The organism is Brevibacterium sp. HMSC08F02 (assembly GCF_001807555.1).
Classification (GTDB): Bacteria; Actinomycetota; Actinomycetes; order Actinomycetales; family Brevibacteriaceae; genus Brevibacterium; species Brevibacterium ravenspurgense.
This window is the reverse complement of the sequence record NZ_KV789343.1, coordinates 63,608-79,736: the sequence shown is the minus strand read 5'-3', so window position 1 is coordinate 79,736 and position 16,129 is coordinate 63,608. Positions and strand designations below refer to the sequence as shown.

Below are 16,129 nucleotides of genomic sequence, written 5' to 3'. Positions count from 1 at the left end.
ACAGATCTGTTCTCGCCCCCGCTGCCTATGTCTGTGTTCGTCTGCGCCTGTGCGCTCAGCCCGCGCCCGCGGTGTCAGCCAGCGCAGTCCGAGCAGACGAGGACCCCGTCGTTGTCTTCCGCCAGCTGCGAACGATGGCGAACCAGGAAGCACTCCATGCAGGTGAATTCGTCGTTCTGACGCGGCAGAACGCGCACCGAGAGCTCTTCGTTCGAAAGGTCGGCACCCGGCAGCTCGAAATCTTCGGCCGCGGCCGTTTCGTCTTCGTCTACCTGACTGGCCTGCGCCTGATTGCGCTGCGCTTTGAGCTCTTCGATGGAGTCAGCGCTGATCTCGTCATCCTGCTTACGCGGGGCGTCGTAGTCGGTTGCCATTTGTACTGGTCACACTCCGGCGGCATCTGGTTGAAGTCTGTGAAAGACCGGCTCATGTGCGGGTCATCCCGAATAATGCACCTTCATTTGCTTTTGCGCAACTGCAGACCGGGTGATTTCTGCTGTTTTTTCTTACTTTGGTAATTTGGAGGCTCAACATCATCGTGTTCATATTCAGTTCATGCGGACTGCCGATGATGCTGATGTTTGAGAAGGGAGGCTCCCATGTCAGGTTTTGCTGAAGGACTCGACAACAAAGTCGAGCTCCTGCGTGAACAACTCGCCGAAGCCCGCGAGGCCGGCGATGAGTTCCGCGAACAGGCCCTGATCGAAGAGCTGAGCGATACCGTCAACATCGCCGGTGAAAACGATCTCGACACGTCCGAGCTGAAGAAGGTCCTCGCCGCAGAAACCGGCACAATCCCGGTTATCGACGACCCTGAGGACTGACGATTCGCATACGAAAGGGGCGGCCGAAGCCGCCCCTTTTCTGTGCTCAAAGGGTGATCAGTCAGCCCAGTTCGGCATCGTGGGCCGGTCTTCCCGACCGCGGCAGCATTCGACGGAGCCTGCGCCGGAACCGTCAATGAGCGCCCCTTCTTCCGTCACGGCCGGTGCGCTGACCTCTTCACCGCGCACCTGTGCGGCACGTTCCAGGATGAGGTCGACAAGCCCGCTGACGAACACCGGGTCGGTGCCGACAGTTGCGGCTCGCACAAATGCGAAGCCGTGCTTGTCAGCTGTTTCCTTTGCCTCCGTGTCAAGGTCGTAGACGACCTCCATGTGGTCGGAGACAAAGCCGAACGGAACAACGACCACACCGGTCACGCCTTCTTCGGCAAGTTCGTCCATGCGGTCGTTGATGTCCGGCTGAGACCACGGGATGTGTGCCGGGCCGGATTCCGAGCAGAATACGAGTTCCTGTTCAAGCGGCTGTTCGTCACCCAGCTGGGCGGCAACATAGTCCATGAGCTGTCGGTGCTGCGCTTCGTAGCCGATGGTGCACTTTTCCGAGGCTGCCTGCATGGTGTCCGGGATTGAGTGCGTCACGTACAGAACCCGGTGTTTCTGCGGATCGAGCCCACCGGTTTTCTGCGCGAATTCAGCCAGTGCTTCGCGGACGATCTTCACCTGCGTGTCGGCAAAGCCCGGGTGGTTGTAGTACTGGCGGATCTTGTCGATTTCAACGTTGATCCCCTCGCCGGCGAGCTTCTGGCTGGCCTTGGCGAAGTCTTCGCGGTACTGGCGGTCCGATGAGTAGCTGGAGTAGGCCGATGTGGTCACAGCGATGAAGCGGGAGTCTCCAGCCTGTGCGCGCTCGCGCAGGACGTCGTCAAGGTACGGGTCCCAGTTGCGGTTGCCCCACACGACGGGGGCATCGATGCCGCGCGCGCTGACTTCTTTTCTCAGCGCTTCCAGAAGAGCGATGTTCTGCTCGTTGATCGGCGATTTGCCTCCGAAGGCGAAGTAGTGTTCACCCACTTCTTCGAGACGCTCCTCGGGGATGCCGCGGCCGGCCGTGACGTTCTTGAGGAACGGCACGACTTCTTCAGCCTTGTTGGGTCCGCCGAAGGACATGAGGACAATCGAATCGAAGGGAGAAACCGAAGATGAGGTCATGCCTGAAGTCTACCGTGGCGTTTCTGCGCGTCGCCTGGTCGCCGGGGCTTGACGACTCGCCGCCGCTGGTGCGCCCATCGGGCCGTGGCCCGTGAAAATATGGAACGGCTACAGGAAGGTGTGATTCGAGTGACGGAACTGTCTTTTCACGCAGCTGACGCGTCCGGTGCGCTTGTGCTGCGCGATGCACAGGGAGCCGAATATCGGCTTCGCGTCGACGACGAACTTCTTGCCGCGGTGCGCCGCCTGCGCACCCAGCAGGCCACCCGCTCCTACGGGCGCGGTCAGCTGAGGCCCAAGGCTATTCAGGCGATGATCCGCTCGGGGCTTACCGCTGAGGAAGTCGCGGATGCCACCGGCGGGGATCTCGACCACATCAAGGCCTTTGAACAGCCCGTCCTGGCTGAGCGCCGCCACATTGCCCACAGCGCCGGCCAAAGCCCTGTCTACGAAGACGGCAGCCGCGACCACACGCCGCGCCCGCTGCGCGATGTCGCCATGGAGCGCCTGGAGAAGCGCGGAGCTGACACTGACAGCCTCCAGTGGGACGCCTGGCGGTCCGATGAGGGCGTGTGGAACGTCGAACTGGCCTTCGCGATCCGCGGCACGCAGAAGACTGCGCGCTGGGAGTACCGCGAGCGAAATGTCCACGCTGTCGACGACGAGGCGCGCTGGCTGTCGGAAGCCGGCCCTGCTGATTCCGGACCGATCCCCAACTTCGGCAGCCCTGATGAACGTGTTTTCGACTTCGAAGACCAGGACCGCACCCCGAAGTCCGCTGATCACCAGGCCGAGACGGGACGAATTCTCGAAAGCCTCCGCAGGCGCCGCGCCCGTACCCAGGAGGCCGAATCAGCGCAGGCTCCCACAGGTCTGCGCTCAGTGCCGGAAATGCCGGAAACCGAACCTGACGGAGCGCACACCGCACTGTCGCGGCCCGAAGAGGCCGATGATGACTCCGTGCTCGCTGTGAGCGCACCGGAAGAAGAGCACACTGACGCGCAGCCGTCACTGCTGGATGAACCGGGGGTTTTCGACGGCGGTGACGCTGCTGCAAGCCCCCAGCCGGCGGAACAAACGGAACAGAAAGAAGCTAAGCGCGGCCGGTCGTCCGTCCCCAGCTGGGACGAGATCATGTTCGGCACAAAACGCGACTGAGCTCTACAGCTTCACCCGCAGATCATCAGCGCTGACCCACCGCTGGTCGTGGGTCACCATGACGACAGCGCGGTCATCAAGAGTTTCGCGCAGATCCGCCATAAGCGCCTGTGCGGTCTCGACGTCGAGGTGTGCGGTCGGTTCGTCGATGACGATCACATCGGCGCCTGTCAGGAGGGTGCGGGCAATCGCCAGTCGTCCCCTCTGCCCACCGGAGAGGAACTCTCCCCCGGCGCCGATGACAGCATCCAGACCGCGTTCGCGCACAATTTCGTCCAGTCCCACGCGCCGCAGCACTTCAAGCAGTTCGTCATCGCCGGGCCGGTCATCACGATCGCGCGCAATGAGCAGGTTCGCGCGCAGACTGGAATTGAAGACGTGTGCTTCCTGCGGACACCAGGCGACTGTGCCCGCGAGGTCTTCCGGCCCCACCTTAAGCAGGTTCGCATCGTCTGCCGTGTAGGTCCCAGCGCTTGGGTCGAGGAACCGCAGGATGACGGACACGAGAGTGGTCTTGCCCGAACCTGAAGGCCCGGTGACCGTCGTCCATCGCCCTCGCGCGATATCGGCGTTGACCCCCGTGAGAATCTCCGGGCCGGTGGGCCACGATGCGCGAATGCCGCGCAGCTGCGCACTGCGAATCGATTCGACTGGGTGCGGCTGCTTCGCATCATGTTCTTCTTCCGCACCGAGTTCCGGTACGCGCTGCAGGACGGAAGCCAGTGCCGGCCACTGCTGAACGGCCCGCAGGGAATCGAGGTAGGCATCAATGAGGGCAAGCGGTACGAGCACGAGGATCGCCAGAGATTCCGCAGAAATACTGCCGGAAATCACCGCGGGGCCGGCGATGACGAGCATGAGAGCGCTCAGAGCCGACAACAGGAACGTGACTATTCCCTCGCCGAGCCCAGAAGACTGCAGGATGCGCTTTTCAAACGCACCGACTCTTTCATCTTCTTCGATCAGCGCAGCTGCGGCCGCATCGGCTTTGCCGTTGGCGATGAGATCTGACTTAGCAGCCAGCAGCCGGGTGAGCTGCCCCAGCACGCGCGCCCGGTATTCCAGGCGCTGCACACCGGCCCGGCGCTCAGCCAAGAGCGCAGCCGCTGGCCCCACGGTGAGCGCCAGCGCAAGAACAGCAGCAAGCGCCAGTGCCGCCTGAGGCAGGAAAATCCAGAAGACTACGACAGCCGCTGCACCGATGATGACTGCAACAAGCGGGGGAACCAGAACACGAGGTGCCGCGTCCCTGATGTCATCGACATCAGACACCAGCCTGCGCAAAGCCACATCGCTTCGCGCAACAGCGCGGTTGGCTGTTCCCTCGCGGGCAAAGGTCTGCCACAGCTGCCTGCGCAGCGAAGCCAGTTTGCCCAGGATCGCGTGATGCAGGTTGAGCTGGTGAGTGTAGGTCAGAACAGAACGGCTCAGGCCGAAGAACCGCACCCCGACGATCGCCACCAGCAGGTGCATGATGGGCGGCTGGAATGAGGCGTAGACGATGAGCCAGGCCGACACTGCGGTCAGCGCCGTGCCGGCGGCGACAGCACCGACCGCCGACAGAACACCCAGCCAAAAGCGTCCCGTCGTGAAGCCGACGGCATCGGCTGCACGCCGAAGCAGCTGCCATGTCGAGGCGGGGCGGACGTCCTCCGCACCTTCGTCGAGGTTTGGGCGAGTGTTCGACTCGACAGGGTCCGCTGCCGGTTCCACCGCGTCGAGGTCCCGTGCTGGCGCGCCGATGTGCAGGCGTGTTCCTGCTTCTGTCAGCACTGGATCGTGGCTTGCCGCAATGACGGGGCAGGTTTCGCTGATGGTCTGCAGTTCCCGTCGAATGCGCGCGGCAGAGGCATCGTCAAGGTGCGCTGTCGGTTCGTCGACAATCAGCAGCTGCGCCCCTGAATCCACGCGCGCAAAGGCTCGCGCCAAGGACAGTCTCCGAGCTTCACCGGGGCTGAGCGCATCCACAGCGGCGGCATCATCCAGGTCGAGAGCCGCGCGCTGCTTCAGAGCAGCCGTATCAATCTCGGAACCGCCGAACAGGCGGAGCTCCTCGCCTACCGTCGAAGTGAAGAAGCGGGGACTCTGATCTGCAAAAGCCAGTGAGTCCGGAACCCCCGTCAGGCTGCCGGTGACCGAGGCGGTCTCCCCCGGCCGCACAAGACCGGCGAGGACACCCAGGAAAGTCGACTTCCCAGCGCCAGAAGCCCCAGTCAGAACAGTCAGACCCGGGCCGATCTGTCCCGACACCGGCGGCAGCGCGACAGAATCGCCGTAGGAAACCGAAACCTCGGCAAACTGAACAGTCACCTCCGACCCGGCCGACTCCGCACCTCGGGAGCCGAAAACAGCAGACCGCGGAGAGGCGATAAGACCACGAATGCGGTCGAAAACGGCCAGTCCGTTCTCAGTGGAGTGAAAAGCCGCACCCAGCTGACGCAGGGGCAAGAACACCTCGGGGGCCAGAACAAGAGCCAGCAGACCGGCGCTCAGATCAAGCGTCCCGTTCACCAGACGGACGCCGATGAAAACCGCTACGAGAGCAACCGACAGAGTGGAGATGAGCTCGAGAGCCAGAGCAGACAGAAACGCGACCTTGAGCGTCTGCATCGTGGTGCGCCGGTAGCTGTCGCTGATGCGCACAAGAGCTTCCGTCTGCGCACGCACGCGTCCCAGCCCCACAAGAACCGGGAGGCCGCGCGCAAGTTCCACCAGGTTGTCCGACAGGCGATCAAGAGACTTCAGCGCCTGCCCCACGCGCTCCTCGGTATAGCGGCCTATGAGGATCATGAACACGGGCACCAAGGGCAGCGTGATGACAAGAAGCGCCGCTGAAACCCAGTCGGCGAAGACAACGCGGACGATAACCGCAAGAGGGATGACAGCAGAAGCCGTCAAAGCGGGCAGAACACCCGTGAAATAGTCGTCGAGGTCATCCAGCGAACGCGTGGCGGTCAGAACCAGCGCACCGTCGTCAATGTCAAGATCCCGCCCGCCGGAACCGACCGAGCGGCCGATGAGCTTCCGGCGCAGAGCCGTTTTGACGCCCACGGCGGCGCGTGCTCCGGCAGCCCGCTGGGCCCACGCCGCGGCCCCGCGCACAAAAGCCCCGAGCACACCTAGGAAAACAGCCAGCGAAACATCCTTGCCGACCATCACCCCGGTGACACCCCGAGCGGCAGCCTCGGCAATGAGCACCAGCCCCAGCGCCTTGGCTGCGGCCACCCCCACAAGAACGCCAAGCGCCCGCCGCCCCGAGGGGACGGCGGACGCTGGAGCCCACGGTGAACTCACGCGTGGTAGCTGGCGATTGCCACCGGAACGCTGTGCGCCGGAGGCAGGTGCTTTTCGTGAATACGACGAGCGAACACGCGGTACGAGTACACGGTGTAGCCCAGAACGATCGGCAGGAAGATCACCGTGACGACGAGCATCACGCCGAGTGTGTAGTCCGACGAAGAAGCAGAGGTGACTGTCAGCGACAGGGAGTCATCGATCGACGACGGCAGCACGCGCGGGTAGATGTTGACGAACAGGCTCGCAACACCTGCCGCGAGGAACACGCCGTTGAACAGGAAGGCGCGCAGCTCGGTGTTCTCGCCGATGCTCATCCACGTCACAACTGCTGCCAGCACCGCAACGGCGATGATCACAGCACCGGCGATGTTGCCGAACTTGAACTGGACGATCAGCACCCATACAGCGGCGAACAGCAGCAGAAGCGGCAGGAGCTTCTTTGCCTGTGCACGTGCGCGTACGCGCATTTCGCCGTGCGACTTCAGAGCCGTGAACAGCAGGCCCTGCAGGTAGGCGAAGCCGAGGATGGCCAGCCCACCCACGATCGCGTAGATGTTGACCCACGCGAAGGCACCGCCCACGTTGTCGCCGTTGTCGTTGATCGGCATACCGGTGGTGCTCAGCGCCAGCATCGCGCCGACGCAGAAGGCCGCGGTCGCCGAGCCGAGCGACAGGCACCAGGTCCAGGCGTCGCGCCAGCGCTGCGAATTGACCTTGCCGCGGTATTCAATCGACACGGCGCGCAGGATGAGTGCGAGCAGCGCCAGCGTAAGCGGCACGTACAGGGCGGAGAACAGCGAGGCGTACCACAGCGGGAACGCCGCGAACGTCGCACCGCCGGCGGTCAGCAGCCACACCTGGTTGCCGTCCCATACGGGTCCGAACGAATTGAGCAGAACGCGCTGTTCTTTTTCGCTTTTCGCGAAGGTCTTCATCATCATGGCCGCGCCGAGGTCGAAGCCGTCGAGGATGAGGTACCCCGTCCACAGGACAGCGATGAGGATGAACCACAGAGTTGAAAGGGCTTCCACAGCGTCTCCTTAGTAGGCGAACGACAGGACGTCGTCGTCTTCGTGTTCGGCGCTCGGCTTGCTTCCCGAAGTGTCGAGTTCGGGCATAGCAGCCGCGATGCCACCGCGGGCGTACTTGATGATGAGGATGAGCTCGACGACCATCAGACCGCCGTAGAGCAGGGTCAGGGCTACCAGGCTGAACAGCATGGCGCCGGCGGAAACGGACGGAGAGATCGCCGCGGCCGTGTAGAGCATGGCCCCGTCGACGCCGTCAGCACCCATATTGGGGGCCACAACGAACGGCTGGCGGCCCATTTCGGTGAACACCCATCCGGCCGAGTTGGCAACGAACGGTGCCGCGATGCCCCACAGCGACAGGTGTGCGAGGAACTTCGACTTCGGCACGGTTCCCTTGCGGGTGGCGAACAGTGCGTAGCCGGCGAAGATCGCTGCGAGAGCACCGAATCCGATCATGAAGCGGAAGCCCCAATAGGTGACGATCATCAGCGGCTGGTAGTCGATCTTCTGTCCCGCGTAGTCGCGGTACATGGGGTCATCCGGGATGACGCCGCCGAATTTCTCTTCGTATTCCGGCAGAAGCGTCTTCACGCCGGGGACTTCTTCCGTGAAGTTCGAGTGGACGAGGAAGGACAGCAGACCGGGAACCTCGATGAGGGTCTTCGTGTCGTCACAGTGGTTGGAGTCGGGGATGCCGATCGTCAGCACCGAGAACGAGGTGCCGTCGGAGCAGGCGGCTTCCGCTGAGGCCATCTTCATGGGCTGCTGTTCGTACATGAGCTTGGCCTGAATGTCACCGGTGATGGCAACCGCGACGAAAGCGATGACTGCGGCCCAACCGCCGATACGCAGCGACTTGAACCACACTTCGTGGTCCTTTTTGTCGCGGCCGGGCACAGCGAGGTTTTCGCCCACGACGACGCGGCCCTTCTCATCGACCGTGTCGATGCCGTCCCTGCGACGGCGGTACAGGTGGTACCAGGCAATGCCGAGCATGAAGGCGGCACCGCAGGCGAGCGAACCTGCAAGCGTGTGGGTGTAGGCGGCGATTGCCGTGTTGTTCGTGAGAACTGCCCAGATGTTGGTCATAACGGGGCGGCCGTCGACCATTTCAACGCCGACCGGGTGCTGCATCCAGGAGTTGGCGACGATGATGAAGTACGCCGAGATCCACGCACCGATAACAGCGCACCACAGGACAGTCAGGTGTGCGCGCTTGGACAGTCGACCCCAGCCGAAGATCCACAGGCCGAGGAATGTCGATTCGAGGAAGAACGCAATGAGCGCTTCCATAGCCAGAGGAGCACCGAAGACGTCGCCGACGAACTTCGAGTATTCCGACCAGGCCATACCGAATTGGAATTCCTGGACGATGCCGGTGGCAACGCCCATGATGAAGTTGACGAGGAAGAGCTTGCCCCAGAACTTCGTTCCGCGCAGCCACTTTTCGTCACCTGTACGGGTGTACATCGTCTGGAAGATTGCAACCAGCAGACCCAAACCGAGGGTCAGCGGAACCATCCAGAAGTGATAGACCGTGGTGATGCCGAATTGCCACCTGCCGATGAGCACCGGATCCACAATCGCCTCCTTGTTCGGCTTGGTCCGCCAGATGTGCACGCGCACGACGAACCGGTCATTTTTATGCCGGTTCTAGACTACCGGCATGGAACTTTCTGTGAGCACGCTGAGCGTGCGTGGTCACGGGTGTCTCAGAATTCAGAATGGGCTGTTGAAGGCCCCGCTGATCAGGCGTCGATCTTCTCGGAATCCATGACGTCGGCACCGGACACGATGAATTCGCGGCGCGGGGCAACCTCAGATCCCATGAGCAGGTTGAACGTGGTCTCGGCAGCGCCGGCATCGTCCATCGTGACGCGGCGCAGAAGCCGGTGCGCGGGATCCATCGTCGTTTCGGCAAGCTGGTCGGCATCCATTTCGCCGAGCCCCTTGTAGCGCTGCGGCGGCTTGTAGGCTTTGCCGCGCCGATCGAGCTTCTTCAGCTCACGATGAAGCTCAGCTTCCGTATAGGTGTAGATGACGTCATTGGCCTTGCCGCGGTTGATGACCTCAATGCGGTGCAGCGGCGGCACTGCGGCAAACACGCGGCCAGCTTGGACCAGTGGACGCATATAGCGGAAGAACAGCGTCAGCAACAGTGTGCGAATGTGGGCGCCGTCAACATCCGCGTCGGTCATGATGATGACCTTGCCGTAGCGGGCAGCCTCCAGGTCGAAGCTGCGACCGGAACCGGCGCCGATCACCTGGGTCAGGGCCGCACACTCGGCATTCGCCAACATGTCCGACACGCTTGCCTTCTGTACGTTGAGGATCTTGCCGCGAATGGGAAACAGCGCCTGGTGTTCCGAGTTCCTGGCGGCCTTTGCTGTCCCCATCGCCGAATCGCCTTCGACGATGAACAGCTCGGTGCTGTCACCGTCACTGATGCGGCAGTCGTAGAGCTTGGCGGGCAGAGCCGAGGATTCGAGGGCGTTTTTGCGTCGCTGGTTGTCTCGATGCGTGCGCGCGGAGATGCGCGATTTCATTTCCGCGACAACCTTTTCCAAAAGCGCGTTGGCCTGAGCCTTTTCCTGGCGTTTGCTTGCCTCAAGACGTTCAGTCAGGCCGTCTTCGACGACTTTGCTGACAATCTGACGGACCGCGGGCGTTCCAAGAACCTCTTTTGTCTGTCCTTCGAACTGCGGTTCGGCAAGCTTGACGGTGACGACAGCCGTCAGCCCGGCCAGGACGTCCTCTTTATCGAGTTTGTCCTTGCCGACTTTGAGTTTGCGGGCATTGGCTTCAACTGCTTTGCGGACCGTCTTCACGAGGCCTGCTTCGAAGCCCGCCTGGTGGGTGCCGCCCTTAGGGGTGGCGATGATGTTGACGAAGCTCTTGATCCGAGTGTCGAAGCCAGTCCCCCAGCGCAGGGCGATGTCAACATCGACTTCCCTGTCGACATCGGTTGACACCATGTGGCCGGTCTTATCGAGGACTGGAACAGTTTCCGTGAAATCGCCCTTGCCGCTGAAGCGCCACACATCGGTGACAGCCGGGTCAAGCGCCAGATGATCGGCAAACGCGGAGATTCCACCGTCATAGCGAAACTCTTCTTCGCGACGTTCAATGACCTCGCCTGCTTCGTCGCGCGCAATGCCGCGTTCGTCGACGATTGTGATCTTCAGACCGGGAACGAGGAACGCGGTCTGCCGGGCACGGTCAACGAGCTTGTCGTATTCGAAGTCGGCGTCTTTCAGGAAGATCTGCGGGTCAGCCCAGTAGCGCACCCGCGTTCCGGTGACACCCCGCTTGGCCTTGCCGATGATCTCGAGCTTTTCACCCGGCTTGTTCTCAGTGAACGGACTTTCAGGGCTGGGGGCGCCGTCATCGGCGAAACGTCCGGGCCGACCCCGTCGGAACGACAGACGGTGAACCTTGGAAGCACGGGTGACTTCGACGTCCATACGTTCGGACAGCGCATTGACAACAGCACCGCCAACACCGTGCAGACCACCGACCGCAGCATAGGAACCGCCGCCGAACTTACCGCCGGCGTGCAGCTTCGTCATGACCAGTTCTACACCGCTCAGACCTGTCTTCGGTTCGATGTCAACGGGAATGCCGCGCGCACAGTCGTCCACCGCGACCGAGCCGTCAGGATAGAGAGTCACAGTGATCTCTTCTCCGTAGCCGGCCAGGGCTTCATCGACGGAATTGTCGATGATCTCCCACAGGCAGTGCATGAGACCGCGCGAATCAGTGGAGCCGATGTACATACCGGGCCGTTTGCGAACCGCGTCGAGCCCTTCCAGTACCTGGAGCTGCTGTGCGCCGTACTCTGCTTTGGTCGCCACTTCCACGTCCTTTCCCTCTGATGCCCTGCCATTGTAGGGCTCAGCCGGCGAAAGCCCGTGGATTTGCCCGCCGCCCTGTCATACCGGATGTGCTTCAATGTTCGTATGATTCTGCGCTCCCCCGCCCTTGCTGCCGCACTCTGTGCCCTCCTCCTGACCGGGTGCGCTGGCGGCACACCCGGGCCCGGCACCTCGTCAGCACCGGCAACCCCAACCGCAGCGAGTGATGCGCCCTCGAGCACCCCGACAGAAGACGAGGACTCCCAGCCGCTGGCTGGACTGACGATCGCAGTCGACCCCGGCCACAACGGCGGCAACATGAAGAACGCCTCAAAGATCTCCCGGCAGGTCGATGACGGCCGCGGCGGAACAAAAGCGTGCAACACAACCGGAACAGCCACACCAGGTGGCTTTGCCGAACACGAATTCAATTGGAAAGTTGCTGAGCATCTGCGCACATTGCTCGAAGACAAAGGTGCGAGCGTCATCATGTCGCGCAAAGACGACACCGGCATCGGCCCGTGCGTTGATGAGCGCGGGAAGTTCGCAGCCGAGGCGGACATCCTCGTCAGCATCCACGCCAACGGCTCCGAAAGCACCAAGCCGTTCGGCTTCGGCGCCATCATCGCACCGGACCGCGAACACGCTGAATCCAAGAAGCTGGCCACCAGCCTTGTGAAAGGCCTCAAAGATGCGGACTTCCGCGCCAACCCCAGCTATGGCAAGAAGACCATCATCGAGCGCACAGATCTCGGCGGTCTCAATCACGCCACGGTGCCAGCCGTGCTCATGGAGATGGGCGAAATGCGCAACCCGGAAGAAGCAAAGACCATGAAGACGGATTCCGGCCGCAAGCGCTACGCCGAGGGGCTGGCTGCCGGCATCGAAGACTACTTCAAGGGCCGCGGCTGACCACGACAGCTTTACCTGCGACAATGGCCGAGTGACTGACTACACTGCTCAATCTGCTCAGCCCGTCTGGTTGGAGCTCAGCTCCCCGCAGTCGGATGTTTCCACTAAGTTCTACAGCGAACTCTTCGGCTGGGAGTTCAGCGGCGCAGGCCCCCTTGGCCTTGGTTCGCAGGCGCTGCTCGGCGGACGCGCTGCCGCAGGCATCAGCCCACAGCCGCCGCAGGCGCCGGAAGGCCAGCCTGGCTTCTGGTCTGTCTACTTCCGCGCTGAATCGCTCGACACCTTCCTCACCGCTGTTGACGCCAGCGGCGGACAGGCGATGACGGTCGTTCCCGAATTCGATGGCGAAGCATCGGTTGCACTTGTCTCGGACTCCGGCGGCACGGCATTCGGCGCGCTGACCTTTGACGATTCCCGCGGACTGGGAACAGTGGGCGAACTCGGTGCGGCCGTCTACTTCGAGCTGCACACTCACTCCCCTGAAAAGGCGGACTTCTACTCTGAGGTGTTCGGCTGGACCAAGAGCACCGGACCGTCGACCATCCGCGAAGAAGCCCAGCTGTTCACCATGCCGGGTGATGTTGATCTGACGGCCGCTGTCGTGGACCTTTCCGGCACGCAGATCCCCTCGCACTGGGAAGCGTTCTACATGGTTGAAGACGTCGATGCCTTTGCCCAGAAGGTGCCCGAACTCGGCGGCGCCCTGCTGGTCAAGCCGACCGACACTCCCCGCGGACGCGTGGCCAAGTTCATCGACCCGCACAATGCGGCTTTCGGCATCATCGAACCCAACTGGCTGTAAGCCTTCCGCTTCAGCTCTGGGCGGCTGCAGGTCTTTCTGACTGAAACTTCGCAGATAAGAGATCAGGCCCGGCCCCGTTTGACGGGGTCGGGCCTGATCGTCTCTGCGGCTGTTCCGCGTATCAGTCGAGGTAGTCGCGCAGCACCTGGGAGCGCGAGGGGTGGCGCAGCTTCGCCATGGTCTTCGATTCGATCTGACGGATGCGTTCGCGGGTCACGCCGTACACCTTGCCGATTTCGTCAAGGGTCTTCGGCTGGCCGTCGTTGAGTCCGAACCGCATCGAGACCACACCGGCTTCGCGTTCCGACAGGGTGTCAAGCACCGAGTGGAGCTGTTCCTGCAGCAGAGTGAAGCTCACGGAGTCAGCGGGTACAACGGCTTCGGAGTCTTCGATGAGGTCACCGAATTCGGAATCGCCGTCTTCGCCCAGCGGGGTGTGCAGTGAAATGGGCTCGCGGCCGTACTTCTGCACTTCGACAACGCGTTCGGGCGTCATGTCGAGTTCCTTGGCGAGCTCTTCCGGGGTGGGTTCGCGGCCCAGGTCCTGCAGCATCTGACGCTGCACGCGGGCCAGCTTGTTGATGACTTCCACCATGTGCACCGGGATGCGGATGGTGCGTGCCTGGTCGGCCATGGCACGGGTGATTGCCTGGCGGATCCACCACGTGGCGTAGGTGGAGAACTTGAAGCCCTTCGTGTAGTCGAACTTTTCGACCGCGCGAATCAGACCGAGGTTGCCTTCCTGGATGAGGTCGAGGAACAGCATGCCGCGGCCGGTGTAGCGCTTGGCCAGCGAGACAACCAGACGAAGGTTGGCCTCCAGCAGGTGGTTCTTCGCGATGCGGCCGTCGTGGATGATCCACTTGTAGTCGCGCTGGTCGCGAGCTTCTTTGACTTCGCCGTTGTTCAGCAGGTGCTCGGCGTACATTCCGGCTTCGATCCGCTTGGCGAGGTCAACTTCCTCTGCCGCGTTGAGCAGTGCCACGCGGCCGATCTGCTTGAGGTAGTCCTTGACCGGGTCTGCTGTCGCGCCCGCGCTGACAACCTGCACCGTGGGCTGGTCGTCATCATCAGCGTCAGAAACGACGAAGCCGCCTGCTTCTTTGACTTCTTCGTCTTTCTTTTCTTCTTCGGCGTTGCGGGTTTCGGTTGCTTCGGCGTCGTCGGTCTCTTCCGGTTCTTCCGGGGTTTCGACGTCTTCGACGAGCTCGTCGTCCTTCTTCTTGCGAGTCGACTTCTTCGCCGCGGGCTTTTCAGCCGGCTTCTTGGCAGCGGTCTTCTTCGCCGCTGTTGTCGTTGTGGTTTCTTCGACTTCCGGTGTTTCCTCGACCGCAGTCTTCCTGGCAGCGGTGGACTTCTTCGCCGCGGCGGTCGACTTCTTCGCAGTCGTCGACTTGGCGGTCGTCTTCTTCGCAGCAGTGGACTTCGCGGCTGTTGTCTTCTTAGCGGCAGTAGTCGACTTAGCCGCGGTGGACTTGGTGGTGCTCGACTTAGCGGCCGTGGACTTCTTCGCAGCCGTGGATTTGGTAGTGCTCGACTTGGCGGTCGACTTCTTCGCAGTCGTCGACTTGGCGGTCGTCTTCTTCGCAGCAGTGGTCGACTTCGCCGCCGTGGTCTTCTTAGCAGCGGTCGCCTTTGTTCCGGCCGCCTTCGACTTCGCTGTCGTCGCGGTGCTCTTCTTGGCGGTGGTCTTGGACGCGGGCTTCCTCACCGTCGTCTTCTTGGCAGCCGAGTCGTCTGCGCTGGTCTTCGTGGAGTCCTTGGGTGCGGTCGGCACGGTTCACCTTTCACTGCGTCTGCGGTGCCTTGAGTCTTCATGGCACTAGTAAGACCCAAGTCAAGTCTTCACACGCGGCCTGCCGTGCTCAAGCTGGGCTTAAGCTGGCTGCGCCGGATGCTGGGACCTACCGGGTCAACACTTTATCTTCTCACGGTATTCCGCTCAGACCCAATCGACTTCGTCAAACCGCTCGTGTCGCAGCCAGCCGGGCAGCACCGCCTGTTCGGCCGCGGCCGCCTGCAGCCGTGCCAGCGAGTGCTCTGAATCCAGGTGAAGAGCCGCTGCAGCGTAGTAGTCCGAGAACGACAAACGCCCCCTGACCCATTCCAGCCATGCGAGAACCGCGAGCGCATCAGGCAGAGCCTCACTCGAGGCGTAGGCCGCAATCATCTTCATGACTTCACACCCCAGCTGCAGCCGGCGCATATCGGGCAGCGCCGCACTGTAGCCCACGCACTCGCTCATGTACTCGGGATGAACAAACTCTTCCAACAGCCAACCTTCCGTATGCTCGTCACACTCTGCTGGCAGTTCGGCCGGCCGCAGTCCGGGATTCTGAAAAACCATGAGGAGCATGACTAGGTCCCGCCTGCGCGGATTGGTCAGCATGGCCTCAGCCGCGTTGAGTGCCTGTGGCGAGAATGCCCGGGCGCACTCTTCTGGCGCGACGCCTTCCGCGTGCAGGCTCTCCACCTTTGCCAGAGCGTCGGCCAGCTTCGGGAACGGCACTGTTGGTGTCCCGAAGAACTCTTTGGCCCGTACGATTTCGAGCTCTGGGGTTGGCAGTGCAGCCGCTTCCGCGATGCCAGCCGGGCGGCTGTTTTCCGTGTTGCACTGGCGCACATCACGCGGAGCGGCAAAATCACCGCACAGTTCACCCGCGGACCACACGGGCCGCCCCACGTCATAGCCGGAGTCGACCAGCAGATCGCAGACCGCGTAGATGCCGTCGCGGTGCACTTTCCACGACTGCGCCTCTATCGGCCCGCCCAATCCGAGAATGTCGTAGAGGTCATCACAGAAAACGACTGGCAGCACGGTTTTCACGCTGCCAAGACCGTGCACGAGGTCCACAACGTCTCCTGCGGATCCATCGGCGAAGCCCAGTGCGGCGGCTGTGCTGTAGTCGATGCGGAGCACGCCCAGGCCGGGTCCTTCTGTGTTGGGATCCATGATGCCCAGGAGGACCAGCGAATCCTCCGGTCTATAGCCGAGCATGTCCACTGCGGCTTCAATAATGTCTTCCGGTGTTCTGATGGTGATCTTCTTCATGCCAGAAGTGTTTTCCACTCACCTCCGCA

General features: G+C 62.2%; 12 protein-coding genes. 4 read left to right on the top strand and 8 right to left on the bottom strand.

Translation table 11 applies throughout. The annotated features are described in order from the left end of the window. Positions 1-74: 74 nt before the first annotated feature. Positions 75-374: a DUF4193 domain-containing protein gene (locus HMPREF3172_RS01400; RefSeq protein ID WP_019175241.1), complete on the bottom strand. Its 300-nt coding sequence runs from the start codon at positions 372-374 to the stop codon at positions 75-77. Between the two features lie 225 nt (positions 375-599). Between HMPREF3172_RS01400 and HMPREF3172_RS01395 the strand changes: the two genes are divergently transcribed. Next, positions 600-824, top strand: coding sequence for a hypothetical protein (locus HMPREF3172_RS01395; RefSeq protein ID WP_062020877.1), 225 nt, complete (start codon positions 600-602; stop codon positions 822-824). A 57-nt stretch (positions 825-881) separates the two neighbouring features. Here HMPREF3172_RS01395 and HMPREF3172_RS01390 read toward each other — a convergent pair whose 3' ends face one another. Beyond that, the gene (locus HMPREF3172_RS01390; RefSeq protein WP_061941251.1) at positions 882-1,994 is read right to left on the bottom strand and encodes a ferrochelatase; all 1,113 of its coding nucleotides are present in this window, start codon (positions 1,992-1,994) and stop codon (positions 882-884) included. 129 nt (positions 1,995-2,123) lie between these two features. Between HMPREF3172_RS01390 and sepH the strand changes: the two genes are divergently transcribed. Further along, entirely contained in the window at positions 2,124-3,152 is a 1,029-nt protein-coding gene (sepH, locus tag HMPREF3172_RS01385) for a septation protein SepH (RefSeq protein ID WP_061941252.1), read from the top strand. A 3-nt stretch (positions 3,153-3,155) separates the two neighbouring features. On the opposite strand, the gene cydC is transcribed toward sepH, so the two are convergent. From cydC to HMPREF3172_RS01365, 4 genes are all read right to left on the bottom strand, one after another. Beyond that, on the bottom strand, positions 3,156-6,446 hold the full coding sequence (gene cydC / locus HMPREF3172_RS01380; RefSeq protein ID WP_256173097.1) for a thiol reductant ABC exporter subunit CydC: 3,291 nt from the start codon (positions 6,444-6,446) through the stop codon (positions 3,156-3,158). Then, the gene (gene cydB, locus HMPREF3172_RS01375) at positions 6,443-7,480 is read right to left on the bottom strand and encodes a cytochrome d ubiquinol oxidase subunit II (RefSeq protein ID WP_070514856.1); all 1,038 of its coding nucleotides are present in this window, start codon (positions 7,478-7,480) and stop codon (positions 6,443-6,445) included. The genes cydC and cydB overlap by 4 nt, the downstream gene beginning before the upstream one ends. Positions 7,481-7,489: 9 nt before the next feature. Next, entirely contained in the window at positions 7,490-9,061 is a 1,572-nt protein-coding gene (locus HMPREF3172_RS01370) for a cytochrome ubiquinol oxidase subunit I (RefSeq protein WP_070514872.1), read from the bottom strand. A gap of 167 nt (positions 9,062-9,228) precedes the next feature. Continuing rightward, positions 9,229-11,340, bottom strand: a complete 2,112-nt coding sequence (locus tag HMPREF3172_RS01365) for a DNA gyrase/topoisomerase IV subunit B (protein WP_370919335.1) — start codon at positions 11,338-11,340, stop codon at positions 9,229-9,231. A 99-nt stretch (positions 11,341-11,439) separates the two neighbouring features. Here HMPREF3172_RS01365 and HMPREF3172_RS01360 point away from each other — a divergent pair, with 99 nt between their 5' ends. Both HMPREF3172_RS01360 and HMPREF3172_RS01355 read left to right on the top strand, forming a co-directional pair. After that, positions 11,440-12,246: an N-acetylmuramoyl-L-alanine amidase gene (locus tag HMPREF3172_RS01360; RefSeq protein ID WP_070514854.1), complete on the top strand. Its 807-nt coding sequence runs from the start codon at positions 11,440-11,442 to the stop codon at positions 12,244-12,246. 31 nt (positions 12,247-12,277) lie between these two features. Beyond that, positions 12,278-13,048 carry a VOC family protein gene (locus HMPREF3172_RS01355; protein ID WP_070514853.1) on the top strand — a complete coding sequence of 257 codons (771 nt, stop codon included), beginning with the start codon at positions 12,278-12,280 and terminating at the stop codon, positions 13,046-13,048. Between the two features lie 121 nt (positions 13,049-13,169). Here the strand turns inward: HMPREF3172_RS01355 and HMPREF3172_RS01350 are convergent, their stop codons facing one another. After that, a complete protein-coding gene (locus HMPREF3172_RS01350; protein ID WP_070514851.1) occupies positions 13,170-14,825 on the bottom strand; it encodes an RNA polymerase sigma factor in 1,656 nt (551 codons plus the stop codon). 165 nt (positions 14,826-14,990) lie between these two features. Then, positions 14,991-16,100, bottom strand: a complete 1,110-nt coding sequence (locus HMPREF3172_RS01345) for a DUF4192 family protein (RefSeq protein WP_070514850.1) — start codon at positions 16,098-16,100, stop codon at positions 14,991-14,993. Positions 16,101-16,129 lie beyond the last annotated feature (29 nt).

Coding starts and splice junctions, on each gene's coding strand:
- HMPREF3172_RS01360 (WP_070514854.1), top strand. CDS start 11,440: ATGATTCTGCGCTCCCCCGCCCTTGCTGCCGCACTCTGTGCCCTCCTC.
- HMPREF3172_RS01345 (WP_070514850.1), bottom strand. CDS start 16,100: ATGAAGAAGATCACCATCAGAACACCGGAAGACATTATTGAAGCCGCA.
- HMPREF3172_RS01390 (WP_061941251.1), bottom strand. CDS start 1,994: ATGACCTCATCTTCGGTTTCTCCCTTCGATTCGATTGTCCTCATGTCC.
- HMPREF3172_RS01395 (WP_062020877.1), top strand. CDS start 600: ATGTCAGGTTTTGCTGAAGGACTCGACAACAAAGTCGAGCTCCTGCGT.
- HMPREF3172_RS01400 (WP_019175241.1), bottom strand. CDS start 374: ATGGCAACCGACTACGACGCCCCGCGTAAGCAGGATGACGAGATCAGC.